General features: G+C 61.7%; 17 protein-coding genes. 12 read left to right on the top strand and 5 right to left on the bottom strand.

The window, feature by feature from the left end:
• Position 1: 1 nt before the first annotated feature.
• From bioB to QP363_RS07810, 3 genes are read left to right on the top strand one after another with little or no spacing between them, the layout of a single operon-like run.
• Positions 2 to 982 carry a biotin synthase BioB gene (gene bioB / locus QP363_RS07820; protein WP_070444432.1) on the top strand — a complete coding sequence of 327 codons (981 nt, stop codon included), beginning with the start codon at positions 2 to 4 and terminating at the stop codon, positions 980 to 982.
• Complete coding sequence (locus QP363_RS07815) at positions 982 to 1,236, top strand: hypothetical protein (protein ID WP_070645033.1); 255 nt, start codon at positions 982 to 984, stop codon at positions 1,234 to 1,236. The genes bioB and QP363_RS07815 overlap by 1 nt, the downstream gene beginning before the upstream one ends.
• 11 nt (positions 1,237 to 1,247) lie before the next feature.
• Positions 1,248 to 2,171 carry a Sir2 family NAD-dependent protein deacetylase gene (locus QP363_RS07810; RefSeq protein ID WP_284763847.1) on the top strand — a complete coding sequence of 308 codons (924 nt, stop codon included), beginning with the start codon at positions 1,248 to 1,250 and terminating at the stop codon, positions 2,169 to 2,171.
• On the opposite strand, the gene QP363_RS07805 is transcribed toward QP363_RS07810, so the two are convergent.
• On the bottom strand, positions 2,168 to 2,917 hold the full coding sequence (locus QP363_RS07805; RefSeq protein WP_284763846.1) for a triacylglycerol lipase: 750 nt from the start codon (positions 2,915 to 2,917) through the stop codon (positions 2,168 to 2,170). The genes QP363_RS07810 and QP363_RS07805 overlap by 4 nt on opposite strands.
• A 167-nt stretch (positions 2,918 to 3,084) precedes the next feature.
• Here QP363_RS07805 and amn point away from each other — a divergent pair, with 167 nt between their 5' ends.
• The 6 genes from amn to QP363_RS07775 all read left to right on the top strand — a co-directional run bounded on the left by amn (position 3,085) and on the right by QP363_RS07775 (position 8,083).
• Positions 3,085 to 4,488 (top strand): AMP nucleosidase, encoded by a 1,404-nt coding sequence (amn, locus tag QP363_RS07800; protein WP_284763845.1) that lies wholly within the window; start codon positions 3,085 to 3,087, stop codon positions 4,486 to 4,488.
• Positions 4,489 to 4,541: 53 nt separating this feature from the next.
• A complete protein-coding gene (locus QP363_RS07795; protein WP_010188260.1) occupies positions 4,542 to 5,057 on the top strand; it encodes a phosphoribosyltransferase in 516 nt (171 codons plus the stop codon).
• Complete coding sequence (locus QP363_RS07790) at positions 5,057 to 6,505, top strand: SulP family inorganic anion transporter (RefSeq protein WP_284763842.1); 1,449 nt, start codon at positions 5,057 to 5,059, stop codon at positions 6,503 to 6,505. Before QP363_RS07795 ends, QP363_RS07790 begins: the two co-directional genes overlap by 1 nt.
• A gap of 133 nt (positions 6,506 to 6,638) precedes the next feature.
• Positions 6,639 to 7,121, top strand: coding sequence for a ferritin (locus QP363_RS07785; RefSeq protein WP_070645020.1), 483 nt, complete (start codon positions 6,639 to 6,641; stop codon positions 7,119 to 7,121).
• 64 nt (positions 7,122 to 7,185) lie between these two features.
• On the top strand, positions 7,186 to 7,572 hold the full coding sequence (locus QP363_RS07780; protein ID WP_070444414.1) for a hypothetical protein: 387 nt from the start codon (positions 7,186 to 7,188) through the stop codon (positions 7,570 to 7,572).
• Positions 7,514 to 8,083, top strand: a complete 570-nt coding sequence (locus QP363_RS07775; RefSeq protein ID WP_070444412.1) for an HAD-IA family hydrolase — start codon at positions 7,514 to 7,516, stop codon at positions 8,081 to 8,083. The genes QP363_RS07780 and QP363_RS07775 overlap by 59 nt, the downstream gene beginning before the upstream one ends.
• Here QP363_RS07775 and QP363_RS07770 read toward each other — a convergent pair.
• Positions 8,080 to 9,156 carry an ROK family transcriptional regulator gene (locus QP363_RS07770; protein WP_284763839.1) on the bottom strand — a complete coding sequence of 359 codons (1,077 nt, stop codon included), beginning with the start codon at positions 9,154 to 9,156 and terminating at the stop codon, positions 8,080 to 8,082. The two genes, QP363_RS07775 and QP363_RS07770, sit on opposite strands and share 4 nt — an antisense overlap.
• Positions 9,157 to 9,253: 97 nt before the next feature.
• Between QP363_RS07770 and QP363_RS07765 the strand changes: the two genes are divergently transcribed.
• On the top strand, positions 9,254 to 9,823 hold the full coding sequence (locus tag QP363_RS07765) for a TIGR00730 family Rossman fold protein (RefSeq protein ID WP_070710523.1): 570 nt from the start codon (positions 9,254 to 9,256) through the stop codon (positions 9,821 to 9,823).
• Positions 9,824 to 9,893: 70 nt separating this feature from the next.
• Positions 9,894 to 11,555, top strand: coding sequence for a DUF885 domain-containing protein (locus tag QP363_RS07760; RefSeq protein WP_144657011.1), 1,662 nt, complete (start codon positions 9,894 to 9,896; stop codon positions 11,553 to 11,555).
• A gap of 47 nt (positions 11,556 to 11,602) precedes the next feature.
• Here the strand turns inward: QP363_RS07760 and QP363_RS07755 are convergent, their stop codons facing one another.
• The gene (locus QP363_RS07755; RefSeq protein ID WP_253287167.1) at positions 11,603 to 12,649 is read right to left on the bottom strand and encodes an AbrB family transcriptional regulator; all 1,047 of its coding nucleotides are present in this window, start codon (positions 12,647 to 12,649) and stop codon (positions 11,603 to 11,605) included.
• Positions 12,650 to 12,671: 22 nt separating this feature from the next.
• On the opposite strand from QP363_RS07755, the gene QP363_RS07750 reads away from it, so the two are divergent.
• A complete protein-coding gene (locus tag QP363_RS07750; RefSeq protein ID WP_284763857.1) occupies positions 12,672 to 13,442 on the top strand; it encodes a TSUP family transporter in 771 nt (256 codons plus the stop codon).
• Here QP363_RS07750 and QP363_RS07745 read toward each other — a convergent pair.
• Together QP363_RS07745 and QP363_RS07740 are read right to left on the bottom strand one after the other, a co-directional pair.
• Positions 13,439 to 15,619: an ATP-dependent RNA helicase gene (locus tag QP363_RS07745; RefSeq protein ID WP_284763836.1), complete on the bottom strand. Its 2,181-nt coding sequence runs from the start codon at positions 15,617 to 15,619 to the stop codon at positions 13,439 to 13,441. The two genes, QP363_RS07750 and QP363_RS07745, sit on opposite strands and share 4 nt — an antisense overlap.
• Positions 15,612 to 16,235, bottom strand: coding sequence for a sugar O-acetyltransferase (locus tag QP363_RS07740; protein WP_070444400.1), 624 nt, complete (start codon positions 16,233 to 16,235; stop codon positions 15,612 to 15,614). Before QP363_RS07740 ends, QP363_RS07745 begins: the two co-directional genes overlap by 8 nt.
• Positions 16,236 to 16,285 lie beyond the last annotated feature (50 nt).

The raw sequence follows: 16,285 nt of genomic DNA, 5'->3' as shown, positions 1-16,285 counted from the left end.
CATGAGCATCGTAGATATCGCACGCGAGAAGGCCCTGGAGCAGGGCATCGGCCTGAACGAAGAAGAGCTGCTGCAGGTCCTTCAGATCCCGGATGAACAGCTGGAAGAAATCGCCGACATCGCCCATAAGACGCGCCTGAAGTGGTGCGGCCCGGACGTGTCTGTGGAAGGCATCATCTCCATTAAGACCGGCGGCTGCCCGGAGGATTGCCACTTCTGCTCGCAGTCAGGCCTGTTCGAGTCTCCCGTGCGCGCCGCGCGCCTCAACATCCCGGAGCTCGTGGAAGCCGCCAAGAAGACCGCTAAGACCGGCGCTACGGAGTTCTGCATCGTGGCTGCGGTCAAAGCACCAGATGAGAACCTCCTGTCCCAGGTTGCCGAGGCCATCCCGGCCATCCTCGATGAAGTCGATATCGAAATCTCCTTGTCCCTGGGTACCCTCACCCGCGAACAAGCCCAGCGCCTTAAGGATATGGGCGCCCAGCGCTACAACCACAACCTGGAGACGTCCAAGTCTTTCTTCCCCAACGTGGTCACGACCCACACCTGGGAGGAGCGCAAAGAAACCCTCGAGAACGTGCGTGCTGTCGGCATGGAGATTTGCTCCGGCGGCATCATCGGTATGGGCGAATCCCTCGAGGATCGCGCCGAGTTTGCCTACCAACTGGCCCAGCTCGAGCCTTGCGAGGTACCGATGAACTTCCTCGATCCGCGCCCGGGCACCCCGTTCGCGGACTACCCCCTAGTCCCGCTCGGTGAGGCGCTGCGCGCCGTGGCCGCCTTCCGCCTGGCTATGCCGTCTGTAACCCTCCGCTTTGCGGGCGGTCGCGAGCTCTCGCTCGGTGACGACGGCACCGAAAAGGGCCTCCTCGGCGGCATCAACGCCATCATCGCCGGCAACTACTTGACCACTCTGGGCAAGCAGATTGAAAAGGACGTTGACATGCTCGGCCGCATCGACCTGCCGATCAAGGCGCTCTAATGAAGAACTCGACGGAGCTGGCCGCCGCCGTCCTCGCCGGCGAGGAGCCGCTGTTCCACCCCAACACTGGGAAACCACTAAGCGAGGACTTTACCTTGCATCCAGCGGCCGCGGCTGGCCTGGACGTCCCGCGCTATTGCCAGTTGTGCGGGCGCCGCATGGTGGTGCAGGTGCGCCCGGACGGCTGGAACGCGCGCTGCTCGCGCCATGGTGAGCTCGACTCGGACCACCTCTATGAGGAGGCACTTCCGTAAGCTGGGGCACCATGGATCCCGCCGTTGCCCACGCCCACCAGTCCGCGTTGCGCTCCATCTCCCGGGTCGTCGCCGAGATTGCGGAGCCGACTCCCCCACAACAGGCACTGGAGGCCGTCGCCGAGCAGCTGCGCCGCGGCAACGTCATGGTCCTCACCGGGGCGGGGGTGTCCACGGAATCGGGTGTGCCCGACTACCGCGGCCCGCACGGTTCCCTCAGCCGCCACCGCCCGATGACCTACCAGGAGTTCCTGCACGACCCGCAGGCCTCGCACCGCTATTGGGCCCGTGCTTTCGTCGGCTGGCGGGTTATGCAGGCCGCACACCCCAACCGCACGCACTACGCGTTGGTCGAACTCGAGCGCGCCGGGCTCCTTACGGGTGTTGTCACCCAAAACGTCGACGGCCTCCACGAAGAAGCCGGGCAGCACAACCTCATCGCCCTGCACGGAGACATGCAGCACGTGGTGTGCTTGAGCTGCGGATACGAAGAAACACGCGCGGACTACGACGCCCGCGCCGCCACAGCCAACCCGACATACCTCCAACGCTGGGCAGTAGACAAAGAGGACGTCAATCCAGATGGCGACGTTGCCCTCAGCCAAGAAGCGGTCGAAGAATTTGTCATGCCCGGCTGCGTGCGGTGCGGCTCACGGCGCCTCAAGCCAGACGTGGTCTATTTTGGTGAGCCCGTTCCCACCCACAAGAAAGATGCTGCCTACGCGATGGTCAACGCATCTGACTCCCTGCTGGTAGCCGGCTCCTCGCTGGCGGTGATGAGCGGCTTCCGCTTCGTTCTGGAGGCCAAGAAACAGGGCAAGCGCGTAGCCATCATCAACGGCGGACCAGGCCGCGCGGATGATCGGGTGGATACCCTGTGGCGCACTCAAGTGGGCCCGGCTTTCGATGCGATCCTGGATGAGCTAGAACTCTAGAGTTGCTCCAGTTCTTCGAGGATTACCTGGCAGACCCGTTTATCCATGGGCATATCCTCGTGGCGAATAATGGCAAGGCGCTCGATGTCCTGAATATAGATATTTCTTACCTGCTGGCCATTGAGGAAACAGGTGTTGGGCGGAACCACGATGGCATCGGAGCGGGTGGCGATGCACGTATAGCTCACCCCGGGCTCGACCTCACTGCCGCGGTTCGTATCCTCCACAATCTTGCTGCCGGTCACTTGCTGCATTCCGGCGGGGCCAAACCAGGCGTCGATAAGCGAGCGCGCCACTTCCTCCTGCCTTTCGCTGCGAAAGAGGGGGCTGGCGATTCCCCCCTGGGTCGTGCCGTGATTGGGCGCACTGATACAGACGACGTGCCGTACACACTCTGCGCCGTCGTGCATGCGCATCCAGTAGCGCGCCAGTAACCCACCTTGTGAATGCCCGACGAGGATTACTTTTTCAGCGCCGGTGACGGTGCGGACGGCGTTGATGTAGGCGTCGAGTTGCCGGGCAGACTCCTGCAGGGGGCCGGTGGCGCGGGTCCCGTAGTCAGGAGCGAAAGTGGCCCAGCCTGCTGCGCGGAGCATCTCTGCGAGAACCTGCCATATCCCCTTGCTGTCGCAGGTTCCGTGGATCAAAACAACCGGCCAAGGTCGTTCGGCGGTGGGACGCGCGGACCAGTCGTCTTCGTAGACGCCGCGCGGACGTCTGCGGGCACCGAGGGGGAGTGGGATCATGGAATTTCAGTTTACTCTTGACCCTTATCCAACTTTCGTACTAAGCTAAGGCTTGCCTAATTTGGTCCGGCGGTGAGCTCCACACCGCACGCGCTACCGGATTAGTCATGGGGATAGGGCCCGCCGCTTCACCGCGGCGGGCTTCTTTCATGGATACACTCGCGGGCATGACCGACCTGCAGCATGTCCACTCCGTCAACGAAGCGGTTGCGCGCCTCAGCGAGCTCTATGACAGTTCTTGCGAGCTGGCACGTCACGCACTCGCCTCGGGGGACCACGACGCCTACCGCCACGTGGTCTACCCGAAGATCACCGTGCATGTGCGTCAGTGGACGCCCATCGACCGCTCTGAACCCTTCGGCTACGTGGACCAAGAGGGCCGCTACTCGGCGGTGATATCAAAGCCATGGCTGATTCGTGGATACCTCACAGAGCAGCTCACACGGCTCACCAATAACTATCCCTGCGATATTTACGTTGGCCAATCAGATGAGCGCATCCCGCCGGAATATATCCGGGGGATTACAGAAATTCCCCAGGACCGCGGCGACATACCCCGGCCCACGCTCGATGCGGTGCATGACGGAATCGTTGACGGCGCCTGGAAAGCCTTCCACGGGAAGGAAAAGCCACTCTTTCACTTTGGCCCGCAGCGCTTCGATATCGCCTGCGCCCGCATCGAGCACTACACCGGCATCGAGGTGGACACCGTGCAGAAGTACATCCTGTTCACCAACTACGCCATGCACACCACCGAGTTCGTCAAGTTCGGGCTGCGCGAACTGGCGCGGGAAGACTCCCGCTACACCGCGCTCGTGCTGCCCACGGGAGAGACCATCCACCCCAATGACGCGGTGCTTCTCGACGTCGACGGGCTCACCCTCACCTCCCGCTACCAGATGCCACGTTTTGATCTCATCACCGCCGGCGGCGATGGCATCACGATGATCAACATCGGTGTCGGCCCCTCCAATGCCAAAACCATCACGGATTGCTTGGCAGTCCTGCGCCCGGAGGCCTGGATCATGATCGGCCACTGCGCAGGGCTTGATGGCCGCATGCGCATCGGTGACCTCATCCTGGGCAATGCTTATCAGCGCGAAGACCACATCCTCGACGGCACCGTCACCACCAGCAACCCGATTCCCGCCATCCCGGAGATCCAGCGCATGCTGGAGGCCGCCGTCGATGAGGTCTATGGAAAAGACAATTCGCTCATGCGCACCGGCACGGTGCTCTCCACCGATGATCGCAACTGGGAATGGCGCACCTCCCGTGATCTGTGGGAGTGGCTGCGCCACTCCACCGCGGTGGCCGTGGACATGGAATCCTGCACCCTCGCCGCCAACGGCTACCGCTACCGCATCCCGTACGGCACGCTGTTGTCGGTTTCTGATTTGCCCCTGCACGCCGTACCTAAACTTCCCGCCCAAGCGCAGGCCTTTTATTCGAATTCGAAGGAGGCCCACGTCATGTGCGCGGTGCGCGCGGTGGAGGCCTTGGCGGAGAATCCAGAGCGGCTGCGCACCCGCAAATTGCGGCGAACGGTGGCAGAGGTTCCGTTCCGCTGAGGGAGATGATTAAACTGAGGGAAATGCACAATCTGGCGAAGGAGACCTAGACGATGAGCACCCCGGAGTGGTGGAACCCGGAACGCGAGAACCTGACCTGGGAGGTCTTCGGTGAGGCCAGTCGCTTCCTGTCCCAAGAAATCGTGGATTCGGGCTGGTTCCCGGACCTCATCGTGGGCGTGGCCCGCGGTGGATTGATCCCAGCCGGCGCTATTGGCTACGCCATCGGCGTCAAGGAGATGGGCGCTATCAACGTGGAGTTCTACACCGATATCGGTGAGACCCTTCCGGAGCCGATTCTCCTTAACCCGCAGCTAGATACAGACTCGCTCAAGGACAAGAAGGTCCTCGTCGTTGATGACGTGGCGGATTCCGGCAAGACCCTCGACCTCGTGGTCAACCTGCTCGAGCAGACCGCATCCGAGGTCAAGTCCGCGGTGATCTACACGAAGCCGACCACCATCTTTGAGCCGGACTTCTCGTGGAAGAAGACCGACCAGTGGATCAACTTCGCATGGTCCGTCCTCCCGGTCATCACGCGCGATGGCTCTTTCCAGGAAGGACATTAATGTCAGAAGCCTCCGCCGGTTCTTTCCGCGCGGCTTTCAACTCGCCCGCCCGCTTCCGTAAAGAAGTGTTTGGCGGGCTTGCTGTTGCGCTCGCCCTCATCCCGGAAGTTTTAAGTTTCTCCATCCTCGCCGGACTCGACCCTAAGGTGGGTCTTTTCGCCTCCGTCATCATGGCGATGTCCATCGCCATCACCGGCGGGCGCCCAGCCATGATCTCCGCCGCGGCGGGTTCGGTCGCCGTGGTCATCGCACCACTTGCCCACGAGCATGGCCTGCACTACGTCCTCGTCACCATCTGGATGGCGGGAATTCTGCAGGTGGTGATGGCAGTGCTGGGCGTCGCCAAGCTCATGCGTTTCATCCCTCGCAGCGTCATGCTGGGTTTTGTCAACGCCTTAGGCATCCTCATGTTCACCGCGCAGCTGAGCCATCTGTGGAACGTGCCGTGGCTGGTGTATGTCCTCGTCGCCTTGGGCCTGCTGATCATGGTGGTGTGGCCGCGAATCACCACGGTAATCCCCGCCCCGCTCATGGCGATCGTGGTGGTCACCGTGCTGACTGTGATTTTCGGCTGGCAGGTTCCCGACGTTGCAGACCAAGGCGAGCTGCCGACCTCCCTGCCTGGCTTCATTATTCCGGATGTGCCGTGGACGAAGGACACTCTCCTCCTCTGCCTTCCCTATGCACTCGGCGTGGCGCTGGTCGGCCTCATGGAATCTCTGCTCACCGCCAAGCTTGTCGATGACCTCACGGACACCCACTCCGATAAGACACGCGAATCCGTAGGACAGGGCATCGGCAACATGCTCGCCGCGGCCATCGGCGGCATGGGCGTGTGCGCGATGATCGGCCAGACCATGATCAACGTCAAGGAATCCCAGGCACGCACGCGCTTGTCGACGTTCCTCGCCGGCGTCTTCCTCCTTATCCTCATCCTCATGTTGGGGGATACCGTAGGGAAAATCCCCATGGCTGCTCTCGTGGCGGTCATGTTCATGGTGTCTTTCCACACCGTGGATTGGCGCTCGGTGCGCACGATTCACCGTATGCCTCTGAGCGAAACCCTCGTCATGCTCGTGACGGTGATTGGCACCTTGGCCACGAATAACCTGGCGGTCGGTGTGATCCTCGGCGTCCTCACCGCCTCGGTGGCCTTTGCGCGCCGCGTGGCGCACCTGGTGTCGGTGGAGCTGGAGGGCAACGTCTACACCGTGCGCGGCCAGCTTTTCTTCGCGTCGTCCAACGATCTGGTCTACGCCTTCGATTACACCCTGCCGGTGGACAAGATCATTGTGGATTTCTCAGAGGCCGATATCTGGGATGCCTCAACCGTGGCGGTACTCCAGGCTGTGGAAAACAAGTACGCAAGTCGTGGAGTAGCGGTGGAATTCCGCGGCCTCGATGGCGTTAGCCTCGCGCGTTACCAGAGGATTTCTGGTTTGGGTTAGGTAAACCTACCAGAAAAAGTGTTATGACGTGCGAGTTTGCTTAAGATCGCCTTGCTAGCGCGTCCAGAGAATTTCTGTATTGTGGGAACAACACACGAAATTGTGGGAACAACACACGAAAGGATTAACTCTTATGGATGAGAAACTGCAAACGCTCCTCAACGCCCAGGTCAATAACGAGCACGGCGCAGCCCTGATTTACACCCAGCTGGCCTACGAGATGGACAACCTGTCCTTCCCGGGTATGCGCGATTGGTTCTTCAAGCAGGCAGAGGAAGAGCGCGAGCACGCACAGAAGTTCGCCGAGCACCTGTTGGACCGCGGCTACCGCGTCGAGTTGGAGGATATCCAGGTCGGCTCCGTCAAGGCCGCCACCCCGCTCGATGCTTTTGAGGCATCCCTCGCGCATGAGCAGAAGGTCTCGGAGCAGATCCGGGAGATCGCCCGCACCGCGGATGCCGCCGGGGATCTCGATTCCCGCGCCCTCATCAACTGGTTCCTCGAGGAGCAGGTTGAGGAGGAGTCCACCGTGTCCGAAATCATTGACCAGCTCAAGCTGGTGGGCAATGACGGCTCGGGTCTGCTGCGCATCGATGGTTCGCTGGCGCAACGGTAACGAAGCCATATAGTTTCTAGGAATTCTCCCACAGCCCCCTGCGGTTGGTGGGAGAATTTCTTTTATGACTACAACGCGCCTGATGCTGATTTGCGGTGCCCTGGCCGGCCTTGTGATCGCATTGGTCGGCGGCACGTGGCTGGCCGCAACGAACATGGCGCTGGGAACCTTCTTCTTCGCTCTCGCCGTGATGCTCGGCCCGTTCGCGGGTCTAGCACTGTTGCTCTGCGCCGCTGCTGCATCGACGGCGTTGAGCCGCTCCCTGTTTAGCGTCGGCGGCTTGTTCCTCGTGGGGGCCACCTCGACGTTGTGGGCGCAGGGCACGCTGTCGCTCCCGCTCTTCGTGGCGGGCACGCTGACTGGAGCTAGTGCGGTCTGGCTACACTGGGCGCATGGCAAGTTTGCTCTTCGACCTTTATGGCGTGCTCATGCGGCCCGCCGGGAACTCTGAGTTGGAGGATTACCTCCGTCCCGAAAATGTAGAGCACTTTTGGTCCATCTATGAGGAGTTTCGCCCTGCCTATAATGCTGGGCACCTGAGCGATGCGCAGTATTGGGGCCGCATTCGCGCGCTGACGGAACTGAGCTCCTTTGACGTCAGCCACGCGACCGAACTGGACACCGAGCGCCTGTTGGTCGCCGATGAAGAGATGGTGCGCGCGGTCCTAGGGTTTATTGCTCAAGGGCATAGCGTCGGCATTTTGGCGAATGTTCCGACGGTTCTGGGAACTCGGATCCGCCAGACGCAGCCTTGGCTGAAGGAATGCGCTGCCGTGACGCTGAGCTGCGATATTGGGGTAGCCAAGCCGGATCCGGAGGCCTACCTCGTGGCCGTGGATGCCCTCGGCGCGCAGGCCAAGGACACGCACTTCTTCGATGATCGGCCGGACTTCGTCACCGCCGCCCAGCGTCTCGGGCTCAAGGCCCACCTTTTTACGGGAATCGACTCGGTTTACTTTTAGGCAGCTTTCGCCTCGCGGCCGAGCTCCAGCGGAACGCGCAGCAGCGGATCAAGCGCTACAGCGCGGGTGCAGGCGCGAACAATCTCGGTGTGCGAAGGAATCATGCGCAGCTCCACTGGGTGATCGGTGGCCTGGCGCACGGCGGAAGCAAAGAGCTTCGGGGCCGCCGGATCATCGGAGAAGGCGCCGCCGGCGACTACGAGGGTATCGGGCTTATGCTGCGTTAAAAGTTCAGCAGCGGTGGCCCCGAGGGAGCGCGCGCGGTCGTCGAGAAGCGCCCGCGTTTCTTCATCAGCATTCGCGACCACGTCTGGGAATGAGTCTCCGCCGGTCTCATTCAGCATCGCCTGCGTGGCCAGGACGTCAGCTTCGTCGAGTTCGAGCTGCACAATTTCATCGCCCAAGGTCAGCGCGGCGCCAACGGAGTCATCCGCGTAGAGCACCATGACGGGCTTCTCCGCGCCTAGCTCCGCAGACTGCGTCTCGGATCCCAGGATGGCAGGGATGACGGAAGACACGACAACCGGAACGCCGAACTGGTACTCCAGACGGCTGGCGATATCCATCTCGTCCCAGCCCAGGTTGTGGGCGGTAATGCGTCCAGCTTCGTTCACGCTGCCGGAGGTGGTCACGCCGACTGAAACCAAACGTCGATCCAGGCCGGTCATCAGGCGGTTGACACCAGCAATGATGTGCTCGATGACATCGCTTGCACTCAAGCGCGACACCGGGGTAGCCACGTCTTCCTCGCGCAGGGTGCGTCCCTTGGTGTCGAAGAAGGCGATGCGGGTAAAGGCGGTGCCAACCGCAATACCAACCAGCATCCAATCATTATCCGCTACTTCCAAGGGCACGGTGGGGCGCCCGCGGCCGCGGGACTGCGTCAAATCCGTGCGCTCGCGAACCAGTCCAGCACCCAGCAGCGCGGCAGTGGCGCGGGTAATCGTCGGCTGGGAGAGTCCCGTGGCTTCGACAAGTTCACTGCGGGTAACAACGGGGTTGAGTCGAATGATGTGGAGGCACTTCGCCGCTGGGGTGCGGGGGCGAGTGAACACGGGACCAGATTTAATCATGGCGCAAGTATAAATTCAGCAGACCGCATTGTCTAATAGAAATTGGGATTCAGTAGACATCATAGTCTAGAAGTGTGCCTGCGTTAGAGTAGTGTTCATGGATTCTGTTGCTGTGTACTGCGGCTCCGCCGCTGGAAACTCTGAAGCCTATGGCCAAGCCGCACACCTTTTGGGGGAGGAGCTCGCGCGGCGCAACCTCACCCTGGTTTATGGCGGCGGTGACGTAGGCCTGATGGGCATCGTCGCAGATTCCTGCCTTGCCGCCGGCGGCACCGTCATTGGGGTTATCCCGCGGCAGCTCGTTGATTACGAGATGTCACACCAGCGGGTAACCAAACTCGAAGTCGTGGACACCATGGCGCAGCGCAAAACGCGTATGGAGGAACTCGCGGATGCCTTCGTGTGCCTGCCGGGTGGCGTGGGAACGCTAGAGGAGCTCACCGAGGTGCTCACCTTGCAACAGTTGGGGAACCTGGATAGCCCGGTGGGTCTCGTAGACGTGAAGGGATTCTGGCAGCCGTTTATAAGAATGTACTCTGCAATGGTGCAGGAGGGATTCGTTCAGAAGCGCTTCCTCGATGCTCTCGTGGTGAACCCCTCTCCTGCTGAAGTGCTCAACGAATTTACATCCTGGACAAGCCCGGGAAGTAAGTGGAGCAACAATTAGCTAACAAGCTGGTAAATAAGGCGGCGCTGGGTTGGCCCAAACCCCTGGATCTTCGTTAGACTTCGCCCTTATGAGTTTTGACCAGAACGCAGAGCGCCAGCCTTCGCTGCTGGACGCGTCGTGCGATAATTTCGTCCACGACCTCGCGCAGCTCACGCCCACCGATGCCACCGCGTGGGGAATTCCCGGCTTCGACGGTGAGTTGGAAGATTTCTCCCCGGAGTACTACTCCTCCGTGGCGGATCGCACTCGTGAGATGATGGCGGATCTCGATGCCCTCGATGACACCACCGACGAATCCGACGATGACGACGATTTTGACGAGGTGGACTACGTCACCGCCGCCGTCTTGCGCGACCGTCTCTGCCTGGATCTTGACCTGCACCATGCCGGTGAGGACATCCGCTGCCTTAACAACATTGCCTCCCCGGTGCAGACCATTCGCGACACCCTCATGCTCATGCCGAAGGACACCCCGGAGCAGCTTGATGTATTGCGTTCGCGCCTGTCGAAGGTGGCAACCTCGCTCAACGGCTACAAGGAGTCCCTCACCGAGGCGGCTTCGCGTGGCATGGTCGCGCCGCAGCGCCAGATCTCCGATGTCTTCGTGCAATGCGAGCGGCTTGCCGACGCCGGCTCCATGCTCGAGGACCTTGGCGTTGAAGGCCCAGAGGTGGACGCGGCCAAGGAAGCCTTCGGCGAGTTCGCCGATTGGCTCTCTAACGAGCTGCAGCCGCAGGCACCATCGCAGGATGCGGTGGGCCGCGAGCGCTACGAGCGCTTCTCCAAGCTTTTCGTTGGCGATGCCGTGGACCTCGATGAGGCCTATGAGTGGGGCATGGACCAGGTGCGCTCCATCAAGGCGGAACAAGAAAAGATCGCCCACGAGCTCTACGGCTCCGACGTCACCGTGCGCGCGGCCATGCGCAAACTCAACGAAGAGGAGCGCTACCAGCTGCACGGCACCGACGCGCTAGTGGAGTGGATGCAGTCCACCGCGGACCGCGCGATCAAGGACCTCGACGGCAACGCCTTCGACATCCCGGAGGCCGTTAAAGAAATCGAGTGCTGTATCGACCCGGCCGGCACCGGCGGCATCTTCTACACCTCGCCCTCCGATGATTTCTCCCGCCCCGGCCGCATGTGGTGGTCCGTACCGGCTGGCCAGGAGCTTTTCCACACCTGGCAGGAGCTGACAACCGTCCACCACGAGGGCGCGCCGGGCCACCATCTGCAGATTGGCGTCGCGCTGACCCAACCGGACCTCAACCTATGGCGCCGTGCGGTGACGTGGAACTCTGGCCACGGTGAGGGCTGGGCTCTATACGCTGAAGCACTCATGGCGGAGCTGGGATACATGGATGATCCGGGCTTCCGCATGGGGCTTCTCGACGCCCAACGCTTCCGCGCCGCCCGCGTCGTGGTGGATATCGGACTCCACCTGGGCAAGGCGTTGCCGGAGTGCACTGCGTCCGGCATCTGGGACAAGTCCCACGTCAAGACCTTCATGCGTGAGAACACCGCGATGGATGACGCTAACCTCTCCTTCGAGGTCACTCGTTACCTGGGCTGGCCGGGCCAGGCGCCGTCTTATGCTCTGGGCCAGCGCCTGTGGCAGCAGACCCGCGACGCTGCCGTGGAGCAGGGCATGGACGTACGTGATTTCCACTCCCAGGCATTGGCCCTAGGTTCTGTGCCGATGTCGATTCTGCGCGAGACAATTCTGGACTAGTTGTCAGACTCTTGGATTTATCCACTAGTGACTCTGTGATTTATCCACTAGCGGCGGAATAGCCCCAAAATCTGGGGCAAATATCCCGCGATGACGAGCACGATGATGAGCCGGATAATCTGCACGGCCACCACGGCGGGACCCGCCCCTCCTTCCGCGGAGAGCGCGAGGACGGTCTCCAGCGCGCCGGGCGAAGTGGCGAGGTAAGCCTCGAAGTAGGTGATGTCCAGCCATGCGGTCAAAGGCACAGCAGTGAGCGCGCACACGCCGATGACGACAATGATGAAGAGGATCGTCGCCGGCAGCTGCTTGGCGAAGGCCCGCAGTGCCGGTACCGACAGCCCACCACCGCAGACCCAGCCGATGGACATAAAAGCCATGATTTTGAAGACGTAGAGCGGCTCCAAAGTGTGGCCGGCTGGAATAACCTGGGCGACCAGCACGGTCAAGATGAGCGGCCCCAAAACAGCAGCAGCTGGCAAACGCACCAGCTTGCCAAGCTTCTCACCAACCACGGCGATGGCGACCGTCAACCCTACGATCCACCACGTGACCTCGCCGTCAACGCTCATGTCGACGCCTTTGCCCGCGGGGGCGTCTAACAAGGAGACCACCAAGGGGAGGGACACCGACACCGCCAGAAGGCGCAGGTATTGCGTCAGCGCCACGTAGCGGTAGTCCGCACCGAGTTCGCTGGCTAGCGCGGGCATGAGCGAGGCCCCGCCCGGCAGCATGGATAAGATTCCGGTTTCCCAGGAAATATCTTTTGGCTGTGAGCGGTGCAGCAGCACGCCGCCGGCGACACCGATAAGCACGGTGATGAGTGACATCGTCACCGCGGCTGGCACAAAGCCAAGGAGCGTGGAGGCAGGAACTAAGGTCAGTGGTATGCCCGCCATCATTCCGATGAACCCGCGGGCGACAGAATAAAAGTGCTCGTTAACGGCGAGTTCTTTGCCTGTCGTCAAGGCCATGGCTCCCGAGACCACGATGGCGCCGAGGATCCAGGCTGCGGGTACGTGAAGGTAGCTAAACAATGCCCCCAGTGCTGCAGACCCCGGGGCCACGATGACCCATCGCGTACGAACAGACATGGAATCGAGTTTAATGATGGACATGGATTTCGGATTAAGCGGTTGGGCGATTCTCACCATCGGCGCCACCGCGGCCGGATGGATCGATGCCGTCATTGGTGGCGGCGGGCTCGTGCTCATTCCGCTCATCCTGGCGGTCGCACCCCAGCTTGCGCCCGCCACAGCCCTGGCCACGAACAAGGTGGCGGCGGTCTCTGGAACGGCCTCTGCTGCCGTAACACTCGTCAAGAAGGTGCGCCCGCCGAAGGGCGAGCTCATCCGCATGGGACTCATCGCGCTGGTGTGCTCTGGACTCGGGGCCACAGCAGCCGCACTCATGGACAAGGACGTCATGCGGCCGGTCATCATTGTGCTTATGGTGGTAGTCGGCATCTTTGTGGCCTTTCGCCCGGACTTCGGCAGCGGCGAAAGAGACGGAATCCGCGGCGGCTGGCGCACGTGGGCAGGGTTAGCCGCTGTCGCTGCCATCGCCTTCTACGATGGCATCTTTGGCCCCGGCACCGGCATGTTCCTCATCATGGCCTTTACCGCTATCTTCTCGCAGAATTTCCTCACCTCCGCAGCGATGGCGAAAGTGGTCAACACGTGTACCAACGTCGGTGCGCTCGTGGTGTTTATCGTGGGTGGCCACGTGGTGTGGGGTCTCGCCTTAGTTCTCGCGGCAGCAAATATCATTGGCGCGCAGCTGGGCGCACGGACTGTGCTTGGCGGTGGTGCAAAGCTCATCCGCTATGCGCTTCTCGCACTCGTCGTGGTGATGAGCGTGTACCTGTCCTGGCAGCAGTGGGGTTAATTCGTCTTCGCCGTGGCCACAGCGTTCCACGGGTCTTCCGGCCACGGGTGTTTGGGGTAGCGCCCGCGCATGTCGGCGCGCACGCCGGCATAAGGCCCAGCCCAGAAGCTGGCTAGGTCATCGGTGACGGCGAGCGGGCGACCGGCGGGGGACAGTAGATGAAACTGCACGCGGTGGCCGCAGTACTCGGGCGATTCAGCCAGGCCGAAGCATTCCTGCAGCTTGATGGAGACCACGGGACGCTCGCCGGACCAATCGATCCTCGCAGCACGTCCGGACGGAACCGCTAACCGTTCCGGCGCGAGCTCATCCAAGCGGCTAGCTTCGGGCCAGGGGAGCAAGCGCTGCAGCGCCGGGTACATGTCTGGCCGCTTCCCGGCAGCCAGCTCATGCAGCTCCGGCTCCAGCCAGCTCAGATCATCGCCGTCCACGTCCGGCCACGGATTCCCGTATGCCCTATGCAGATGACGCATACGTTCCCGCAGGTTTTGAGCCTTGTCACTGAAGTGAAACAGATTTAAACCCTGTCCGGAGTTGCGTAGTGCCTCCACCGCCTCATCACCGGAGACCTTCACTGGGGTTTCCGACAACACGATGGAGCCTGCCGCACGCACGCGCATGCCACGGACCTTGGGACCGTCGAGAAATGCTCGCGTCTCTTCGGTCACGCCGATGATGTCGAGTGCGTCCTTTTCCGCAATGGGCACTGCTTCACGAATGATGGCGTTTCCAGATCGCGCCAACGACACCTCAGCCACCGCCAACCAGTCGTGACCATCCTCGAAATACCGCGCGCGCGTACCGCTGGCGAGCAAAAACTCCTTGTCGCCCACGCGCTTAGCCACGAACTCCGGGAAGGCGCTAGCGACCACCACGCCTGGGTCCACCGGACCCTTGTTGGGCACCAAGCGGGCAAGCCGCTTCGGATCCGAATCATCCAGGCGGGCAATCGTCTGTGCTGCTCCCGCGCCGTACTTCAACAGTGCCGCGCCCCATCGTGGGTGCGTTGGCAGTAACGCCAGCTCTTCGCCAGCGTTGAGCAGATCTAGGGTGCGGTGGGCGTCGGCAAGCGCGGGCCCCGGTGGGGGATCCAGCAAGGGGAAATCCGGTCCCGCGCCCCAACTATCCATGAACAGTGCCGCCTGCGTGAGGTCCGCAGAGAGAATTTCTGGAATCACGTGCGGGGAAAAGTGCTGGTAATCCTCCTGCGAATAGCAGCGGACGACGGTACCCGGCGCCTCACGTCCGGCACGTCCGGCGCGTTGATCGGCGCTGCTTTTCGACGTCGACACTGTCACCAACCCACTCATCCCGCGCTGCGCATCCCGCTTGGGCACGCGGGATAGCCCGGCATCGATGACGGTGCGCACGCCTGGCACGGTCAGCGAAGATTCCGCGATGGACGTCGCCACCACGATGCGCGGCTCGCGCGTATAAAGCGCCGCATCCTGCTCTTGCGTGGTCTGGCGGCCATGGAGCGGAAAAACGTTATGGCCACTCAGTGCATCACACACCAGGTTGACCTCGCGCACGCCGGGAACAAAGACCAGCGTGGACTCGTGCTGCCGCGCGGCAACCCTCGCCACGCCTTTCCAAAAGTCTCGATCTCCCGCAGCGCGCCCCGGAATCGGTTCATAGGAAATATCGAGTGGGTACGTGACAGCCTCAGTGGAATGGATCGGCGCATTCCCCATAAGCTGGGAGAAGCGGGCGGCGTCGACAGTCGCGGACATGGCAATAACCCGAAAATCATCGCGGAGCTGCGCCAACTCTAAGCACATACCGAGTACGAGGTCAGTATCGAGCTGGCGTTCGTGGACCTCGTCGATGGCCACGGCGGAAATCCCTTCAAGTTCCGGATCCCGCAACAGTCGGCGTAACAAAACACCTGGGGTAACAAACTCGACGTCCGCGCCTTTGCGGGAATCACCGCGCACCGCATAGCCGATGCGCTGGCCTGACAACTCCTGAAGGCGGTTTGCCGCCGCACGCACCGCCACGCGGCGTGGTGCGGTGACGAGAACCTTGCCCTCTACCTGGTTCGCTAATGCCGGTGGAATAAGCGTGGTCTTACCGGTGCCGGGCGGGGCCTGGACCACGACGTGGCCGTCTGAAGGAAGCGAATCAATGGTCTCTAGGACGGGAAGTCCCTTGCCGATTGCCTTGAGATCAAACATCGAGATCTTGGCGCTCCCACCTATCTTCGTTGTCCTCCAGCTTGCGCACCACGCGCCCCGGTGAGCCCAGGACCAGCGAGTTATCCGGTACGTCGCGGGTCACCAGTGAGCCTGCGCCTACGACGCAGTTCTTGCCCACGGTGACGCCAGGCAGGACCGTGACGTTGGCGCCAAACCAGGTGTTATCACCGATGGTGATAGGTTTAGCTATTTCCCAGCCCTCCGCCCGCATCTCATGATCGTTGACGGGGTGGCCCACCGTGATGAGCGAACAGTTCGGCCCCATCATGACGCGGTCTCCGAGGGTTACAGGCGCTTGCGCCAGGATTGTCGCACCAAAGTTGATGAACACCCCTTTGCCAACCGTGACGTTGCGGCCGTATTCCAGGTTAAGCGGCGTGTGGAGGCCGGGTACTTCGGACTCGGGGGAGAGCAGCGCGCGCAGGATGTCGTGCGCGCGGTCGCGATCGGTGTTGTGCAGCTCGTTGAGTTCTTTGACCAACCGGAATCCGCGCTGGTGCTCGGCGTTGACCTCCTCGTTGACACTGGGCATGAACCACTGCCCGCTGGTCATGCGCTCAATGGATCCGTGATTCGCCAAGTTCTCCTGTGACATGGCAAAAGAATAAACATGTTGAGCGGAAATGTCGATCGCGTGAGCATATC

Origin of the sequence: Corynebacterium sp. UMB6689 (assembly GCF_030215295.1) — a bacterium.
GTDB lineage: Bacteria > Actinomycetota > Actinomycetes > Mycobacteriales > Mycobacteriaceae > Corynebacterium > Corynebacterium aurimucosum.
The sequence above is the reverse complement of the archived record's forward strand: the minus strand, read 5'-3'. Positions and strand labels throughout refer to the sequence as shown.

Excerpts from the sequence above, each read along its gene's own strand:
- QP363_RS07740 (WP_070444400.1), bottom strand. The coding sequence starts at position 16,235 with ATGTCACAGGAGAACTTGGCGAATCACGGATCCATTGAGCGCATGACC.
- QP363_RS07765 (WP_070710523.1), top strand. The coding sequence starts at position 9,254 with ATGGATTCTGTTGCTGTGTACTGCGGCTCCGCCGCTGGAAACTCTGAA.
- QP363_RS07750 (WP_284763857.1), top strand. The coding sequence starts at position 12,672 with ATGGATTTCGGATTAAGCGGTTGGGCGATTCTCACCATCGGCGCCACC.
- QP363_RS07760 (WP_144657011.1), top strand. The coding sequence starts at position 9,894 with ATGAGTTTTGACCAGAACGCAGAGCGCCAGCCTTCGCTGCTGGACGCG.
- QP363_RS07775 (WP_070444412.1), top strand. The coding sequence starts at position 7,514 with ATGGCAAGTTTGCTCTTCGACCTTTATGGCGTGCTCATGCGGCCCGCC.
- QP363_RS07795 (WP_010188260.1), top strand. The coding sequence starts at position 4,542 with ATGAGCACCCCGGAGTGGTGGAACCCGGAACGCGAGAACCTGACCTGG.
- QP363_RS07770 (WP_284763839.1), bottom strand. The coding sequence starts at position 9,156 with ATGATTAAATCTGGTCCCGTGTTCACTCGCCCCCGCACCCCAGCGGCG.
- QP363_RS07785 (WP_070645020.1), top strand. The coding sequence starts at position 6,639 with ATGGATGAGAAACTGCAAACGCTCCTCAACGCCCAGGTCAATAACGAG.
- bioB (WP_070444432.1), top strand. The coding sequence starts at position 2 with ATGAGCATCGTAGATATCGCACGCGAGAAGGCCCTGGAGCAGGGCATC.
- QP363_RS07790 (WP_284763842.1), top strand. The coding sequence starts at position 5,057 with ATGTCAGAAGCCTCCGCCGGTTCTTTCCGCGCGGCTTTCAACTCGCCC.
- QP363_RS07755 (WP_253287167.1), bottom strand. The coding sequence starts at position 12,649 with ATGTCTGTTCGTACGCGATGGGTCATCGTGGCCCCGGGGTCTGCAGCA.
- QP363_RS07805 (WP_284763846.1), bottom strand. The coding sequence starts at position 2,917 with ATGATCCCACTCCCCCTCGGTGCCCGCAGACGTCCGCGCGGCGTCTAC.
- amn (WP_284763845.1), top strand. The coding sequence starts at position 3,085 with ATGACCGACCTGCAGCATGTCCACTCCGTCAACGAAGCGGTTGCGCGC.
- QP363_RS07780 (WP_070444414.1), top strand. The coding sequence starts at position 7,186 with ATGACTACAACGCGCCTGATGCTGATTTGCGGTGCCCTGGCCGGCCTT.
- QP363_RS07745 (WP_284763836.1), bottom strand. The coding sequence starts at position 15,619 with ATGTTTGATCTCAAGGCAATCGGCAAGGGACTTCCCGTCCTAGAGACC.
- QP363_RS07810 (WP_284763847.1), top strand. The coding sequence starts at position 1,248 with ATGGATCCCGCCGTTGCCCACGCCCACCAGTCCGCGTTGCGCTCCATC.
- QP363_RS07815 (WP_070645033.1), top strand. The coding sequence starts at position 982 with ATGAAGAACTCGACGGAGCTGGCCGCCGCCGTCCTCGCCGGCGAGGAG.